The 14791-nt window shown below is 74.0% G+C and carries 10 protein-coding genes and 1 pseudogene; 7 read left to right on the top strand and 4 right to left on the bottom strand.

Annotated elements, in window-relative coordinates; translation table 11 throughout:
* Nucleotides 1-318: 318 nt before the first annotated feature.
* Nucleotides 319-2244 (top strand): molecular chaperone HtpG, encoded by a 1926-nt coding sequence (gene htpG, locus IH45_RS0122795; protein WP_030671419.1) that lies wholly within the window; start codon nt 319-321, stop codon nt 2242-2244.
* Between the two features lie 134 nt (nt 2245-2378).
* Here htpG and IH45_RS0122790 read toward each other — a convergent pair whose 3' ends face one another.
* Complete coding sequence (locus tag IH45_RS0122790; RefSeq protein ID WP_030671416.1) at nt 2379-3077, bottom strand: TetR family transcriptional regulator; 699 nt, start codon at nt 3075-3077, stop codon at nt 2379-2381.
* Between the two features lie 128 nt (nt 3078-3205).
* Here IH45_RS0122790 and IH45_RS0122780 point away from each other — a divergent pair, with 128 nt between their 5' ends.
* Nucleotides 3206-3970: an SDR family NAD(P)-dependent oxidoreductase gene (locus IH45_RS0122780; RefSeq protein WP_030671412.1), complete on the top strand. Its 765-nt coding sequence runs from the start codon at nt 3206-3208 to the stop codon at nt 3968-3970.
* A 50-nt stretch (nt 3971-4020) separates the two neighbouring features.
* Here the strand turns inward: IH45_RS0122780 and IH45_RS0122775 are convergent, their stop codons facing one another.
* Nucleotides 4021-5097 carry an ABC transporter permease gene (locus IH45_RS0122775; RefSeq protein ID WP_030671408.1) on the bottom strand — a complete coding sequence of 359 codons (1077 nt, stop codon included), beginning with the start codon at nt 5095-5097 and terminating at the stop codon, nt 4021-4023.
* A 279-nt stretch (nt 5098-5376) separates the two neighbouring features.
* Here IH45_RS0122775 and IH45_RS0122770 point away from each other — a divergent pair, with 279 nt between their 5' ends.
* Both IH45_RS0122770 and IH45_RS01000000143985 read left to right on the top strand, forming a co-directional pair.
* Nucleotides 5377-9096 carry a DNA polymerase III subunit alpha gene (locus IH45_RS0122770; RefSeq protein WP_030671407.1) on the top strand — a complete coding sequence of 1240 codons (3720 nt, stop codon included), beginning with the start codon at nt 5377-5379 and terminating at the stop codon, nt 9094-9096.
* Nucleotides 9093-10196, top strand: coding sequence for a DNA polymerase Y family protein (locus IH45_RS01000000143985; RefSeq protein WP_050515098.1), 1104 nt, complete (start codon nt 9093-9095; stop codon nt 10194-10196). The genes IH45_RS0122770 and IH45_RS01000000143985 overlap by 4 nt, the downstream gene beginning before the upstream one ends.
* Nucleotides 10197-10238: 42 nt before the next feature.
* Here the strand turns inward: IH45_RS01000000143985 and IH45_RS0122760 are convergent, their stop codons facing one another.
* A complete protein-coding gene (locus IH45_RS0122760) occupies nt 10239-10823 on the bottom strand; it encodes a TetR/AcrR family transcriptional regulator (protein ID WP_030671403.1) in 585 nt (194 codons plus the stop codon).
* Nucleotides 10824-10933: 110 nt separating this feature from the next.
* Here IH45_RS0122760 and IH45_RS0122755 point away from each other — a divergent pair, with 110 nt between their 5' ends.
* Nucleotides 10934-11476: a hypothetical protein gene (locus IH45_RS0122755; protein WP_050515091.1), complete on the top strand. Its 543-nt coding sequence runs from the start codon at nt 10934-10936 to the stop codon at nt 11474-11476.
* Nucleotides 11477-11741: 265 nt separating this feature from the next.
* Here IH45_RS0122755 and IH45_RS0122750 read toward each other — a convergent pair whose 3' ends face one another.
* A complete protein-coding gene (locus IH45_RS0122750; RefSeq protein WP_030671399.1) occupies nt 11742-12764 on the bottom strand; it encodes a lytic polysaccharide monooxygenase in 1023 nt (340 codons plus the stop codon).
* A 231-nt stretch (nt 12765-12995) separates the two neighbouring features.
* Here IH45_RS0122750 and IH45_RS0122745 point away from each other — a divergent pair, with 231 nt between their 5' ends.
* Both IH45_RS0122745 and IH45_RS0122740 read left to right on the top strand, forming a co-directional pair.
* A complete protein-coding gene (locus tag IH45_RS0122745; RefSeq protein ID WP_078897728.1) occupies nt 12996-14264 on the top strand; it encodes an ATP-grasp domain-containing protein in 1269 nt (422 codons plus the stop codon).
* Nucleotides 14261-14791: pseudogene (locus IH45_RS0122740) on the top strand (hypothetical protein); the annotation flags it as partial. The gene IH45_RS0122745 and the pseudogene IH45_RS0122740, both read left to right, overlap by 4 nt.

The following is a 14791-nucleotide window of genomic DNA, read 5'->3' as shown; positions in this document are numbered from 1 at the left end:
GTACGGGTTCGCCGCTAATGGCCGAAGTGCGGCTGCCGAGGGGGGTGTTGGGAGGGGTTGGGCGGCTGTCGGTGGTGACGGCATGACGTGTCCGGGCCCGCGAGCGGCGTGCCGTATGCCCCGTTGCAGTGACTTCGCGGTACTTGTCAGCAGCACTTGTTCACGGCGTGAGGAGGAAACCGTCGTGGGCGGACGGCGCCGGTACCGCACGCGCCGCAGGCCGCGCACCCGCCGGGAAGCACGCCCCTGGCCGGACCGGCTGATCTAGAGTTCTCGGGAAGGCCCGTCACCTGGTGACATGAGAAGGAATCCACGAATATGCCGACCGAGACGTTCGAGTTCCAGGTAGAAGCACGCCAGCTCCTGCAGATGATGATCCACTCGATCTACTCGAACAAGGATGTTTTCCTGCGCGAGCTGATCTCCAACGCCTCCGACGCGCTGGACAAACTGCGGCTCGAAGCGCTGCGCGACGACACACTCGACGCCGACGTCTCCGACCTGCACATCGCCATCGAGACCGACCCCGAAGCCCGTACCCTCACCGTCCGCGACAACGGCATCGGCATGTCGCACGACGAGGTGGTCCAGCTCATCGGGACCATCGCCAACTCCGGGACCGCCAAGTTCCTCCAGGAGCTGAAGCAGGCCAAGGACGAGGCCACCGCGGAAGGTCTCATCGGGCAGTTCGGCGTCGGCTTCTACGCGGCGTTCATGGTCGCGGACGAGGTCACGCTGGTGACCCGGCGCGCGGGGCAGGGCGAGGGCACCCGCTGGTCGTCGACCGGCGAGGGCACGTACACCGTCGAGCCGGTCGACGGCGCGCCGCAGGGTACGGCCGTCACGCTGCACCTCAAGCCGGTGGACCAGGAGGACCAGCTCTTCGACTACACCTCCCGCTGGAAGATCCGGGAGATCGTCAAGCGGTACTCCGACTTCATCACCTGGCCGGTCCGGATGGCCGCCGAGGCCCCGGCCGAGCAGAAGGAGGGGGAGGCCGAGGAGGAGAAGGCGGCTCCCGAGCCCGAGACGCTCAACTCGATGAAGGCGCTGTGGGCGCGTTCCCGGGACGAGGTGAGCGACGAGGAGTACCACGAGCTCTACAAGCACATCAGCCACGACTGGACCGACCCGCTCGAAACCCTGCGCATGCAGGCGGAGGGCACGTTCGAGTACCAGGCGCTGCTGTTCCTGCCCGCCCGCGCGCCGCAGGACCTGTTCGCGCGTGAGCACAAGCGCGGCGTGCAGCTCTATGTGAAGCGCGTTTTCATCATGGACCACTGTGAAGCGCTGCTGCCCGAATACCTGCGCTTCGTCAAGGGTGTCGTGGACGCCCAGGACCTCTCGCTGAACGTCTCCCGGGAGATCCTCCAGCAGGACCGGCAGATCCAGCTGATGCACCGCCGGCTGGTGAAGAAGGTGCTGTCCACGGTCAAGGAGATGATGGCGCAGCGCCCGGAGAACTACGCCACGTTCTGGCGGGAGTTCGGCCGCGTCGTCAAGGAGGGCCTGCTCAGCGACCACGAGAACCGCGACGCCATCCTGCGCATCGCCTCGTTCGCCACCACCCGCGACCAGGAGGAGCCGGCCACTCTCCAGCAGTACGTCGAGCGTATGAAGGAGGGCCAGGAGCACATCTACTTCATGACCGGCGAGTCCCGTACCGCCATCGAGAACTCGCCGCACATGGAGGCCTTCCGGGACAAGGGCTACGAGGTGCTGCTGCTGACCGACCCGGTCGACGAGGTGTGGGTCGAGACCGTCCCCGAGTTCGACGGCAAGCCGCTGCGGTCGATCGCCAAGGGCGAGGCCGACCTCGCCGAGGAGGAGACCGAGGAGGCCAAGGCCGAACGGGAGCAGCGGCAGGAGGACTTCGCGGGGCTGCTGTCCTGGATGACGGAGCGTCTCGGCGAGCAGGTCAAGGAGGTACGGCTGTCCTCCCGCCTGACCGTCTCCCCGGCCTGCATCGTCTCGGACACCGACGATGTGACCCCGGCGCTGCGCAACATGTACCGCGCCATGGGCCAGGAACTGCCCGAGGCCAAGCGCATCCTGGAGCTCAACCCCGGCCACCCGCTGGTCGAGGGGCTGCGCAAGGCGCAGGCCGAGCGCCCTGATGACGCGGACCTCGCCGGGACGGCCGAGCTGCTGCACGGCATGGCGCTGCTCGCCGAGGGCGGCGAGCTGAGCGACCCGGCCCGCTTCACGAAGCTGATGGCGGAGCGTCTGGAGCGCGCGCTGTAAGCGCTCGGGGCTCGATTCCGTAAGACTGCCGCCGGGTCCTTCATGGGCCCGGCGGTGTCATGTCCGGCCTCATGACCGGCCCGGCCCCACGCCTGGCCTCACACCCGGTGCCATGCCCGGTGCCATGTCCGACGTCACGCCCGGCGCCGGTCCAGCCCCGGCAGCCCGGCCGTCAGCGCGCGCATGCCGCGCGCCACCAGCTCCGCGGGGTCCTCCGCCCGGGAAGCCGCAGGCCCCGCGTCCGCCCCGTCGTCCGCCGCGGCCCATGTCTCCACCGCGACCCGCATCGCCGTGTTGGCGGCCGCCGCCGCGAGTCGTACCTCCAGCGGGCCGCCGTCCGTCATCCCGGCGAGGACGGGGATCAGCGCCTCCTCGGAATCGTGGTGCACACGGTGCCAGACCGAGCGCAGCGCCGGGTCGTCCCGCATCGCCCGCAGCAGCCCGCGCGTCCAGCGCAGCGCCTCGGCGGCCCGCTCGTCGGACGGCGTCAGCGCCTGCCGCGCCGCCCGCTCCAGCACGTCCCGTACGGACGGCCCGTCCGCCTCCCCGGCGAGCCGGCGCAGCTCCGTGAGCCACTGCCGTACCCCGACGGCGAGCAGCGGCGCGACCGCGTCCTCCTTGGTGCGGAAGTAGCGGTAGAAGGTGCGCAGGGCGACGCCGGCGGCGCGGGCGATGTCGTCGGCGGTCACGGCACTGCCGCGCTCGGCGAACAGCGCCGCCGCGGCGCGGGCGATCTCCAGCTGGGTCTCCGCCTTGCGCCGCTCGGTGAGTGAGGGCGGCGCGGGAGTCGGTGCGGCGGGAGTCGGTGCGGTGGGGCGCGGTGCGGTGGGCATGGGGCGAGCTTACGTCTCCCGTACGGCGAAGTGGCACAGCGCGCGGAGGTGGCACATCGTGCCACCAAGGCGTACGGTGCCGGTGTCGTCCGCGGCGGACGCGGACACCGAGAGCGGGAGTAAGCCACATGGAACGCTTCGACGGACGCCGCGTGCTGATCACCGGGGCCGGGTCGGGCATCGGGCAGGCCACCGTCCACCGGGTGCTGGCCGAGGGCGGCCGGGTGGTGGCCGCCGACATCAGCGAGGCGGGGCTGAAGGCCACCGCCGAGCGGGCCGCGGCGGACGGCCGCGGGGACCGGCTCGTCACCGCGGTGCTGGACATCGCGGACGAGGAAGCGGTGCGCGCGGGCGTGGCCGCCGCCGTCGGGGAACTGGGCGGGCTGGACGTCCTGGTCAACGCGGCGGGCATCCTGCGCGCCTCGCACACCCACGAGACCACCCTGGACGCCTTCAACCGGATCGTCGCGGTCAACCTGACCGGCACCTTCCTGATGATCCGCGAGGCGCTGCCCGCGCTGCTGGCGGGCCGGGCGCCGGTGGTGGTCAACTTCAGCTCCACCTCCGCCGCGTTCGCGCACCCCTACATGGCGGCGTACGCGGCCAGCAAGGGCGGCATCCAGTCCATGACGCACGCCATCGCGAGCGAGTACGCCAAGCAGGGGCTGCGCGCGGTGTGCGTGGCGCCGGGCTCCGTACGGTCCGGTATGACCGCGGACCCCGGTCTGCCCGCGGACGCCGACATGAGCCTGTTCGGGAAGCTGCTGCCGGCCATCGGCGAGGGCTTCGCGCCCCCGGAGACGGTCGCGGGCGTCATTGCGATGCTCGCCTCCGAGGACGGCGCGTTCATCACCGGTACGGAGATACGGATCGACGGCGGTACGCACATGTGAGGCGCGCGCGGCGCCGGTGGCCGGTGCCGCCGGTCACCGGCGTACCACGGTCACTGCCGCACCTCGCTGCGGTTGATCGCCGTCCGGCCCTTGGCGAGGGCGGCGAAGACCAGCGTCAGGACGGTGCCCGCGACGGCCCAGGCGGACAGCACCAGCAGCGGGCCGGTCACCGCGTTGCCGTGGAAGTACGCGATGGAGCGGGACACCCAGGTGCCCGCGCCCGGCGGCAGCGCGGGGCCGATCGCCCGCCAGAAGTCCGGCAGCAGGGGGTACGGGTAGGCGCCGCCCGCGCTGGGGTTGCCGGCGATCACCACCACCAGGATGGTCAGTCCGATGCCGATGATCCCGGCGATGGCCTGGAAGGCGAAGGTGGTGGCGCCCACCGCGAACACGATCAGGGCGCCCAGGCCCCACAGCCCGTAGAGGCTGCCGGGCAGCGCCCCCAGGATCGGGCCGATGACGACGGCCCCGGCCAGGCCGGTGAGGACCGAGTAGACGGCGAGCGCGCCCAGCCGGATGACCGCCCGCCTGAGGTTGGTGGGGCGGGCGCCGAAGCTGATCGCGAGGATCGCGGCACACAGATAGCCGCCCACGCACCAGCCGACCACCAGGTAGAACGAGGACAGGCCGCGGGTGTCGTCCCGGTCCGCCGGGGCGATGTCCTGGACCTGCACGGTGCGCTTCTGCGCCTTCTCGGCCTGCGTGACCACCTGCTCGACGGCCTGGGCGAGCGAGGCCCCCGACCCGCCGGCGACCAGCAGTCTGTCGGTGCTGCCGCGCGGGTCGACGATCAGCGCGCCGTCGATGTCCCGCTCCTTGAGCTGCCGCGCCGCGTCCGCCTCGGAGGAGGCCGCACGCGGGTCGAGGGGGGAGCCCGGCAGCTTGTCGAGCCGTTCGACCAGCTGCCCGCTCAGCTGCTGGGGGGCGACGACCGCGAGCGCCACGTCCTTCGGCTTGGGGGAGTGGAAGGCGCCCGCGTACGACGCGATGAACAGGGCCGTCAGGGCCAGTACGCCGATCATCAGCAGCGCGGCCCGGGCGGAGACCGCGTCCTTCACCTCCCCGAGGAAGCTGCCGCTGTTGTCCTCGTCCCGGATCCCGCGGGTGCCGTCGTCCGCCGTGGCCATGCGCCACTCCCTCGCCCTGTCGTGCCGGTCGGTCCGTCGTGGGCCGGAGATCCCGTGAGAGCGGATCTCCGGTCTCAACCCTTTTGCCCCATATCTTCCGTTCCATTACGGAAGTCCGCAGGCCGGGCGGGCTGATCGGGGACGGGAGCCGGCCCGGGGGCGGGGCGAGAGGCGGGCGCCGTTCGATTTTCGTACGGCTGTTCGAGAAAAGCGTTATGGTGGGGAACGCGACGGGGGACGCGGACAGGTCAGGGGGTGCACGAGCGGTAGGAGGCGCGGATGCCACGGTTCACGCATCTGCACACCGCCTCGGGCTTCTCCCTGCGGTACGGCGCCGCCCACCCGGAGCGCCTGGTCGAACGCGCCGCCGAACGCGGCATGGACGCCCTCGCGCTGACCGACCGGGACGGCCTCGCCGGAGCCGTCCGCTTCGCCAAGGCGGCGGCCTCGGCCGGCGTCCGCCCGCTGTTCGGCACCGAACTGGCGGTGGCCCCGCCCGTGGACGGCCACCCGGCGCCGGGCGCCGCCCCGGGGACGGCCCGGCGGCGCGGCCCGGTGCGCGGCGGCGCCTTCATCGACGAGTCCGCGGCCCGCGCCGTCTTCCTCGCCCGGGACGGCGCGGCCGGCTGGGCCATGCTCTGCCGCCTGGTCTCGGCCGCACACGCGGCCACCCTGCCGGGGGATTCCACCCGGCCCGTACTGACCTGGACCGCCCTCACGGAAGCGGTGCGCGCCGGAGCGCCGGACGCGGTGACCGTCCTGCTCGGCCCGGACTCCGACCCCGGCCGCGCGCTGGCCGCCGGCCGCCCCGACCGCGCCGCCCGGCTCCTCGCCCCCTGGCGCGACCTGTTCGGCGACGCCCTGCGCCTGGAGGTCGTCGACCACGGCCGCACCGGCACCGGGCCCGGTTCGCTGCGCCTGGCCGCCCGCACCCTCGGCTTCGCCGTCGAACACGGCGTCCGGGCCGTGCTGACCAACGCGGTCCGCTACGCCGACCCCGGCCAGGGCCCGGTCGCCGACGTCCTGGATTCCGCCCGCCGCCTGGTGCCGGTGGACCGGCACCGCCCGGAGGCCCGGGACAGCGGCGAGCGGTGGCTCAAGGACGCGACCGCGATGGCCCGTACGGCCGAACGGGTCGCCGAGGCGGCCGGCCTCGGGCCCGGCACCGCGCGGCGGCTGCTGGAGATGACCGAGGAGACGGCCGCGCGGTGCCGGGTCGACCCCGAGGACGACATCGGGCTGGGCACCGTCCACTTCCCCGAACCCCGCCTGGTCGGCGCCGCGCGCCGCACCGCCGGACGGGTGCTGCGCTCCCGCTGCGCCGCCGGGATGGTGCTGCGCGGCTACGACCGCCGCCGTGAGTACTGGCAGCGGATGGACCACGAACTGGACATCATCGAGCACCACGGCTTCGCCTCGTACTTCCTGACCGTCGCCCAGGTCGTCCAGGACACCCGGGACCTGGGCATCCGGGTCACCGCGCGCGGCTCGGGCGCGGGCTCGCTGGTCAACCACCTGCTGGGCATCGCCCACGCCGACCCGGTCGAACAGCGGCTGCTGATGGAGCGCTTCCTGTCCAAGCGCCGCGCGGTGCTGCCCGACATCGACATCGACGTGGAGTCCGCGCGCCGCCTGGAGGTCTACCGCGCGATCTTCGACCGGTTCGGCACCGAGCGGGTCGCCACCGTCGCCATGCCCGAGACCTACCGGGTCCGGCACGCCGTACGGGACGTGGGCGCCGCGCTGGGCATGGACCCGGCCGAGGTGGACCGGCTGGCCAAGGCCTTCCCGCACATCCGGGCCCGGGACGCCCGTGCGGCCCTCGCCGAGCTGCCCGAGCTGCGCGGTGTGGACGCGGAGAAGTACGGGCCGATGTGGGACCTGGTCGAGGCGCTGGACGCGCTGCCGCGCGGCATGGCCATGCACCCGTGCGGGGTGCTGCTCTCGGACGCCTCGCTGCTGGCCCGTACGCCCGTCGTGCCGACCCGCAGCGAGATCCCGCACCGCGACGGCGAGGGCGGCTCCCCGCTGCCGATGTCGCAGTTCGACAAGGACGACGTGGAGGAGATGGGGCTGCTCAAGCTGGATGTGCTGGGCGTGCGGATGCAGTCCGCGATGGCGCACGCGACCGCCGAGATCGGGCGGGTCACCGGCCGTGCCGTCGACCTCGACGACCCGGCGCAGGTGCCGCCCGGCGACCCCGCCACGTACGGCCTGATCCGCTCCACCGAGACGCTCGGCTGCTTCCAGATCGAGTCGCCGGGCCAGCGCGACCTGGTCGGCCGGCTCCAGCCCGCCACCTTCCACGACCTGGTGGTCGACATCTCGCTGTTCCGCCCCGGGCCGGTCTCGGCCGATATGGTGCGGCCCTTCATCGAGGCCCGGCACGGCCGCAGCCCCGCCCGCTACCCGCACCCGGACCTGGAGGGGCCGCTGCGTGAGACCTACGGCGTGGTCGTCTTCCACGAGCAGGTCATCGAGATCCTGCGGATCATGACCGGCTGCGACCGGGGCGAGGCGGACGAGAAGCGGCGCGCGCTGTCCAAGCCGGAGATCCAGGGGCAGGTGCGGGCCTGGTTCACGGAGCGGGCCGGCCTGCGGGGATACGCGCCCGAGGTGGTCGAGCGCACCTGGGAGATCGTCGAGGCGTTCGGCTCGTACGGTTTCTGCAAGGCGCACGCGGTCGCCTTCGCGGTGCCCACGTACCAGTCCGCCTGGCTCAAGGCGCACCACCCGGCGGCCTTCTACGCCGGGCTGCTCACCCACGACCCGGGCATGTACCCGAAGCGGCTGCTGCTGGCGGACGCGCGGCGGCGCGGGGTGCCGGTGCTGCCGTTGGACGTGAACCGGTCGGCGGTCGCTCACCGAATCGAACTGGTGTCTGATGTGGTGGCGGGGAAGGGCCCCGGGACCGGTGCCGGCCCTGCCGTCTGGGGCCTGCGGCTCGCCCTGTCCGACGTGCACGGCATGAGCGAGGCCGAGGCGCGGCGCATCGAGGAGGGGCAGCCCTACTCCTCGCTCCCCGACCTGTGGCGGCGGGCCCGCCCCAGCCGCCCGGTGGCCGAACGCCTCGCCCGCGTCGGCGCGCTGGACGCCTTCGGCGCCAACCGCCGTGACCTGCTGCTGCACCTGGCCGAACTGCACGGTCAGCAGCGCGGCGTGGCCGCGGGACAGCTGCCCCTGGACGCCGGGGACGGCGCCGGCGCGCCCGTCGAGGCGGTCGAACCGGCCGGGCTGCCCGACCTGAGCGACGTCGAACGGCTCAGCGCCGAGCTGGGCGTCCTCGGCATGGACACCACCCGGCACCTGATGAGCGACCACCGGGAGTTCCTCGCGGAGCTGGGGGCGGTGCCGGCCAAGCGGCTGCGCGAGGTGGAGCACGGGGAGACGGTGCTGGTCGCCGGGGCCAAGGCGGCCACCCAGACCCCGCCGATCCGCTCCGGCCGCCGGGTCATCTTCACCACCCTCGACGACAGCACGGGCCTGGTCGACTGCGCCTTCTTCGACGATTCGCACGAGGCGTGCGCCCACACCGTCTTCCACTCCTGGCTGCTGCTCGTACGCGGCACGGTCCAGCGGCGCGGGCCGCGCAGCTTCAGCGTGGTCGGCGCCGCCGCCTGGAACCTGGCCGAGCTGGCCGAACTGCGGCGCGAAGGCGGCCTGGAGGCGGTCACCGCACGCCTCGCGGAAGGGGGACAGGCGGCGGCCCCGGCCGGTACGGCGGACGGCGGGCCCGGCCCGCGGCCCGTCCCGGAGCCGGTGCCGCGCCGGGTGCACAGCGAGCCGGGCCGCGCGGGCTCGGCCGCGGCCGAGGCGACCTGGGCGGCGGACCAGGCTCCGGCCGCCGCTGCCGGGGCCGGAACCGGTCCGGCCGCCGGCCGCACCATCCGGCTGGAGACCGGCTACGAGCTGCACCCCTGGGCCGACCTCCGGCCCGCGGGCGAAGGCGCCGGTACGGGACGGAAGTTGTGGCACGCCAGTCCGGGGAGCGCGGGATGACGCCGGCGAGTGGAGTGAGCGGCGGGTCCGGCGCGCCCGCCGAGGTGCTGTACGTACGGTTCCGTGCTCCCGCCGGGGGCGAGGGCGCGGACGGAGGTACGGGTGGAAGGGGGAACGCCGGCCCGGACGCTCCGCTCGGCGAGGAGACCTACGGCCACCTCCTGCGGCTGCTCGGCCAGTTCACGCCGGTGATCGAGGCGCTGCCGCCGGATGCCGCGCTGGCCGACGTACGGGGAGCGCTGCGCTACTTCGAACGGGACGCCGCGGGCATCGCCGAGCTGATCCGGCTGCGGGCGCTGGCCTGGTACGGGGTGCGGTGCACCATCGGCATCGCGGGCAACCCGCTGCTCGCGCGGATGGCGGCGCAGGGCGCGGCGCCCGGCGAGGTGCGCCGGGTCCCCGGCGACGCCGTCGCGGACTTCCTCGACCGCAAACCGGCCGCCGCGCTGCACGGCGTCGGACCGGCGACCGCGCGCGCCCTGTGCGCGTACGGGCTGGACAGCGTCGGCCGGATCGCCGCCGCGCCGCCCGCGACCCTGCAGCGCATCCTCGGCGCGAAGACCGGCCGGGCGGTGTACGACAAGGCCCGCGGGCTCGACCCGAGCCCGGTCACCCCGAACGCCGCCGCGCGCTCGACCGGCGCCGAACACCGCTTCGCGCACGACGAACTGGACCCGGACCGGCGGCGCCGCGCGCTGCTCTCGCTCGCGGACGACCTCGGCGCCCGGCTGCGCGGCAGCGGCCGGGCGGCCCGCGCGCTCACCCTCACCGTCCGCTACGCCGACCGCTCCACGACGACACGCACCCGGCGGCTGCCCGAACCGACCGCGCACGGACCGGCGCTGACGGACGCGGCGTACGCGCTGCACGCGGCGCTCGGGCTGCAACGGGCCCGCGTACGGTCCGTGGCGCTGCGGGCGGAGGACCTGTGCCGGGCCGAACTCGCCGTACGGCAGCTGACGTTCGACCCGGCCGAGGACAAGGCGCGCCGCATCGAGGCCGCCGTGGACCGGGCGCGGGAGCGCTTCGGCGAGGCGGCGGCCCGGCCCGCGGCGAAGCTGGACCGGCCGTACGGCCGGTCGCCGTACCGCGGGCCGTAGTGCTTCTCCGGTGGTACGGGAGACCACCGACCACGGCCCGCCTCAGCCCGCCAGCAGCGCGGCCGTGCACCGTTCGGCCAGGTCCTCGGCGTGCTCGGGCAGTTCGGTGCCGCCGCGCAGATGGCGGCGCACCAGGGACAGCGGTACGTCGATGACCGCGAGGGAGACCCGCTCGGTGTCCTGCGGGGTGTGCGCCCCCAGGTCCCGCGCGAGGGCGCCGACCGCGTCCCGTACCCGCCGGTGGCCCCGGTCGGCCCGCTCGGCGTGTTCGGCGGACCAGCCGTCCCGGCCGAAGTCCCGGGCACCGTACAGCAGGAGCGCGGCTTCCTCGGGGTGGGCGCGGCTCCAGGCGACGATGTGCCGGGCCGCCGCCGCGCCCGCGGCGTGCGGGTCCGGCGCCGACCGGAGGGCCGCGAAGTACCCCTCCTGGAAGCGCTCGACCGTACGCAGCCACACCTCGGCCAGCAGGGCGGGCCGCCCGGCGAAACGGTGGTAGACCGATCCGCTCGGCGCGCCGACGGCCGCGGCGACCGCGGACATGGTCACCCCCGCCGGGCCCGCCTCGGCGGCCAGCCGGACAGCGGCGTCCAGGAGCAGGGACATGTCGAAGAGCGGTGGTCTGGCCATGTTCTGGAGGGTACCCTCCAGAATGTATTGGAGGGCCTTCTCCAAAAGGGGCTTCGGGCCCGGGCGGAGCCTGCCCTGCCGACGCCCGCTGTCCTCGGAGGTGGACGGATATGGGGATCTGCAATGTGCACGAGCGCGAACTGCCGGTGCCGCTGCGCACCGTAGGCGCCCTGATCGACGGCCTGGCGGGCGCGGACGACCCGCTGTGGCCGGGCCGCGACTGGCCCCCGATGCGGCTGGACCGCCCTCTCGGTGAGGGTGCCACCGGCGGCCACGGCCCGGTCCGTTACACGGTTGCCGCCTATGTCCCGGGCGTCTGGGTGCGCTTCGCCTTCAGCGGGCCGCGCGGTTTCGACGGCTTCCACGAATACACCGCGCACGCCCTCGGGGAGCGGCGGTCGGTACTGCGGCACACCCTGGCGATGCGGGCCCGCGGCCCGGCCCGGCTCAGCTGGCCGCTGGCCTACCGGCCACTGCACGACGCGGCCCTGGAAGACAGCCTGGACCGCGCCGAGTTCGCCTGTACGGGGACGGTCGCACGTCCCGCCCGCTGGAGTCCGTACGTACGCCTGCTCCGGCGCCTCTCCGGGGATTCCCGGAATTCCCGCGCCGGAACGGGAATCTCCAACCCGGCGCGCGGCGCTGAGAGATGACACGACGTGGGTGGAGCACGGCCGGGCGCGCGCGGACCGCTCCCACGCCGCACCACAGGGGAGTGCGGCGCGGGAGCGGGACGGCGCGAAGGCGCCGCCGCCCCCTGAGGTGAAGGGAAGGGGGCGGCGGCGCCGGTGTGGGGGGTGGCCCCGTGAGGCCAGTGGGGGATGACCTCACGGGGCGGGCCCTGCGGGCCAGTGGGGGATGGCCTGACAGGGTGGGCCCTTGATGTGGGGGGAGGGCCCTGCGGGTTGGGCAATGGGGTCAGCCGCGCTGCCGGGCCGCCTTGCGGCGCGCGCTCGTGAACAGCACCGAGGCGCCCAGCGCCAGGACGGCCGCGCCACCGATGGCCAGCGGCCCGGTCGCGCTGTTGCCGCCGGTCTCGGCGAGGTGGCTGCCGGCCGCCTGCCGGTCACCGGCCTGCTTCGGGTCCACCTCCTTGGCCGCGCCGCCGTTGGGGTGCGCCGCGTTGCCCGCGGCGCCGTCGTCCTGCGCCTTGCTCCGCGCCGTGTCCTCGGCACCGGCCGCCGGGGCGGCGCCGTGCGAGCCATGGTGCATGTGGTCCATGGACGACTTGTCCGCCTCCGCCGCGATCTGCCGGTCGCTCGGTGCGGCGGCGGCCGGGGCGGTGCCCTTGCCCCCGCCTCCGCCGTCCTTGCCGAAGACCACGTCGGAGCACGTGTAGAACGCCTCGGGGCTGTCCGAGCGCTGCCAGATGCTGTAGATCAGGTGGCGTCCCGACTTGGCGGGCACCTTGCCGCTGAAGACGTAGTCACCGCCCGTCAGCTTCGGGTTGGTGACCTTGGCGAACGGCTTGGCCTCCAGGTCGGACCACTTGAGCGGCTTGGTGGGGTCGTAGCCGTCCTTGGTCATGTACAGCTCGAAGGAGCCGCGGTGCGGGGCGGTCGCCTTGTAGTGGAACGTGTGGTTCCCCGCCTGCATCCCGGTGGACGGCCAGTCGGCCCGCGGCAGGTCCAGCCCCTTGTACTCGGCGCTGTTGGCGCTGCACAGCTTGCCGTCCGGGATGCGCTTCCTGGACTGCCCGCCGGCGTTGCCGTCCCGTACGCCGTTCCAGTCGTACAGGGCCTGGGTGCCGCCGGCCGCGACCATCGCCTTGCAGGCCGCGGACTTCGGGTGCTCCGGGCCTTCCGCGAAGCAGGCGGAGATCCGGCTGACCGGGTCGGTCATCGAGCCGTGGGCGACCGCGGGGGTCGCGGTGAGCGCGGTGAGCACCAGGGGGGCGATACCGGTCAGCGCGATACCGGCGGCCTTGCGGCGAGCGGTCATCGTGGGGGTCTCCTTCGTCGGGGCGGGGGGAGCGCACCGGCGGGAGCGCCTGATCCCGCCGGTGCGATCAGCACGTTAGCCCCGCTGAGCAGCGGATTCGGGCCCGGAAGCCGGTTCTCGGCGATCTTTATGGCCCGCTTAAGGAAGGCCTGAGGACGGATTAAGCCCCGGGATGCCCGGCCTGTGGCGCAAGTTGACAAAGTTAGGTATGCCTAACCTAATCTTCGGCGTGTGAACGAGGCCGCACCCCCCAACGACGCCCGCGCGGGCCTGATCCTCCTCGCCCGCAACCCCACCGACTCCGTCACGGAAGGCTTCCTGCCGGCCGCGGCCCGCCTCGGCCTGTCCGTGGCGCTGCTGACCGACCAGCCGGACGCCCACCGGGAGGCGTACGGGCGCTGCGCGCGCGAGCGGGGCGGTGGCGGTCCGCTGCCCGCCGAGCTGGACATCGTATCGTGCGACGTACAGGACTTCCGTGCCGTGGTCGCGCTAACCTCCGCGAGAACCAGCCGAGTTGGGATGCCCGCCGGAGTCTTCACCAACAGCGACCACCTCCAGACCCAGGCCGCCCTGGCCGCCGACTACTTCGGGCTGCCCGGCAAGGACTGGCGGGCCGCTCTCCGTACGAAGAACAAGGCCGAGCTGCGGCGCGCCCTGGCCTCCGCAGGGCTGGACGCCGTACGCTCCGCCGAACTGGCGCCGGACGACGGCCCGGTCGGCCACGGCATCCCGTACCCCTGCGTCCTCAAACCGCGCGAAGGGGTCGCCAGTGAGGATGTCTTCCTGGTGGCGGACGACGCGGAACTGGCCGCCCGCTGCCGCGAGATCCGGGCCCGGCGGCCCGGCGCCGCACTGGTCCTGGAGGAGTACCTGGACGGCACCCTCCGCACCCTGGAAACCCTCGGCGACGGACACACCCTGCACCCGCTCGCCTCCTTCCGCACGGACATCTCACCACCGCCGCACTTCATCGAGGAACGGCTGCGCCTGCTCCCCGAACCGCCCTGCCCCGGCACGGACCAGGTACTGGCCCAACTGCGCGCGCTCGGCGTCGGCTTCGGCGCCTGCCACACCGAATACGTGGACCAGGGCGGCCGGGCCCGGATCATCGAGGTCAACTACCGCGCCATCGGCGACCGGTGCGACCTCGCCCTCGCCGAGGCGCTGGACCTGCCGCTCTTCGAGCTGATCCTCCGTACCCACCTGGGGGAGCGGCTGCCGCGGGCCCTGGAGACGCGGCGCGGCGTGCGGGTGCGCATGGAGTACGTGTGTGCCGACCGGGCCGGGGTGCTGAAGGCGGCACCGGAGCCGGAGGTACGGGAAGCGGGCGGCGTCCGGCTCGATTACCGGCCCTTACGCGAGGCGGGCGAGCGGCATCCGCTGTACCGCACCAACCGGGACTTCCTGGGGGTGCTGCGGGCCACCGGCCGCGACGAGGAGCGTATCGACGCGGCCGTACGGGAGTTCCTGGCCGCCCACCGTTGGGAGATCGTGCCGTGACGGCGGTGACAGGAGACGGCGTACCGGACACGCTGCGCGGTTCCGGCCCGGAGGACCTCACCGGCGGGCCCCTCGGCCGCCCGGAGGACGGCGCCGAGGACGGTGCGGAGGACGAGCTGATGCGGCGGGTGCTGAGCACGCTGCTGCGCGAGGACGCGTACGGGCTGCGCGGCGGCGCCGGAACGGTACGCGGGACCGACGGCGACCGGCTGCGGCTGCCCCTCCCGGACGGCCCGGTCCTGCTCCCGGTCGAGGCCGACGGCTTCCAGTGCGAGATCGCCGCCCGCGCGGGAGCGCTGGAGCGCCCCGACGGCACACGGGTGACCGGCATCGACGCGATCATGGCACTGCTGCGTACCGCGGTGCCGCCCGAGGACCGGCCGGGCTTCGACGCCTTCGTCGGCGAGTGCCACCAGGCGCTGGCCGCGGCCCGGGCGCAGGCCGCGGAGCGCGCCGCGGTGGTCGGCCGGCTCGGCCCGCACACGGGCGGCGGGGCGTACGGCGGGAAAAGCGGGGCGGCGGGCGGG

The organism is Streptomyces rimosus subsp. rimosus (assembly GCF_000720725.1).
GTDB classification, from domain to species: domain Bacteria; phylum Actinomycetota; class Actinomycetes; order Streptomycetales; family Streptomycetaceae; genus Streptomyces; species Streptomyces rimosus_A.
This window is presented reverse-complemented; position numbering and strand designations above follow the sequence as displayed.

Coding starts and splice junctions, on each gene's coding strand:
- htpG (WP_030671419.1), top strand. CDS start 319: ATGCCGACCGAGACGTTCGAGTTCCAGGTAGAAGCACGCCAGCTCCTG.
- IH45_RS0122790 (WP_030671416.1), bottom strand. CDS start 3,077: ATGCCCACCGCACCGCGCCCCACCGCACCGACTCCCGCCGCACCGACT.
- IH45_RS0122780 (WP_030671412.1), top strand. CDS start 3,206: ATGGAACGCTTCGACGGACGCCGCGTGCTGATCACCGGGGCCGGGTCG.
- IH45_RS0122775 (WP_030671408.1), bottom strand. CDS start 5,097: ATGGCCACGGCGGACGACGGCACCCGCGGGATCCGGGACGAGGACAAC.
- IH45_RS0122770 (WP_030671407.1), top strand. CDS start 5,377: ATGCCACGGTTCACGCATCTGCACACCGCCTCGGGCTTCTCCCTGCGG.
- IH45_RS01000000143985 (WP_050515098.1), top strand. CDS start 9,093: ATGACGCCGGCGAGTGGAGTGAGCGGCGGGTCCGGCGCGCCCGCCGAG.
- IH45_RS0122760 (WP_030671403.1), bottom strand. CDS start 10,823: ATGGCCAGACCACCGCTCTTCGACATGTCCCTGCTCCTGGACGCCGCT.
- IH45_RS0122755 (WP_050515091.1), top strand. CDS start 10,934: ATGGGGATCTGCAATGTGCACGAGCGCGAACTGCCGGTGCCGCTGCGC.
- IH45_RS0122750 (WP_030671399.1), bottom strand. CDS start 12,764: ATGACCGCTCGCCGCAAGGCCGCCGGTATCGCGCTGACCGGTATCGCC.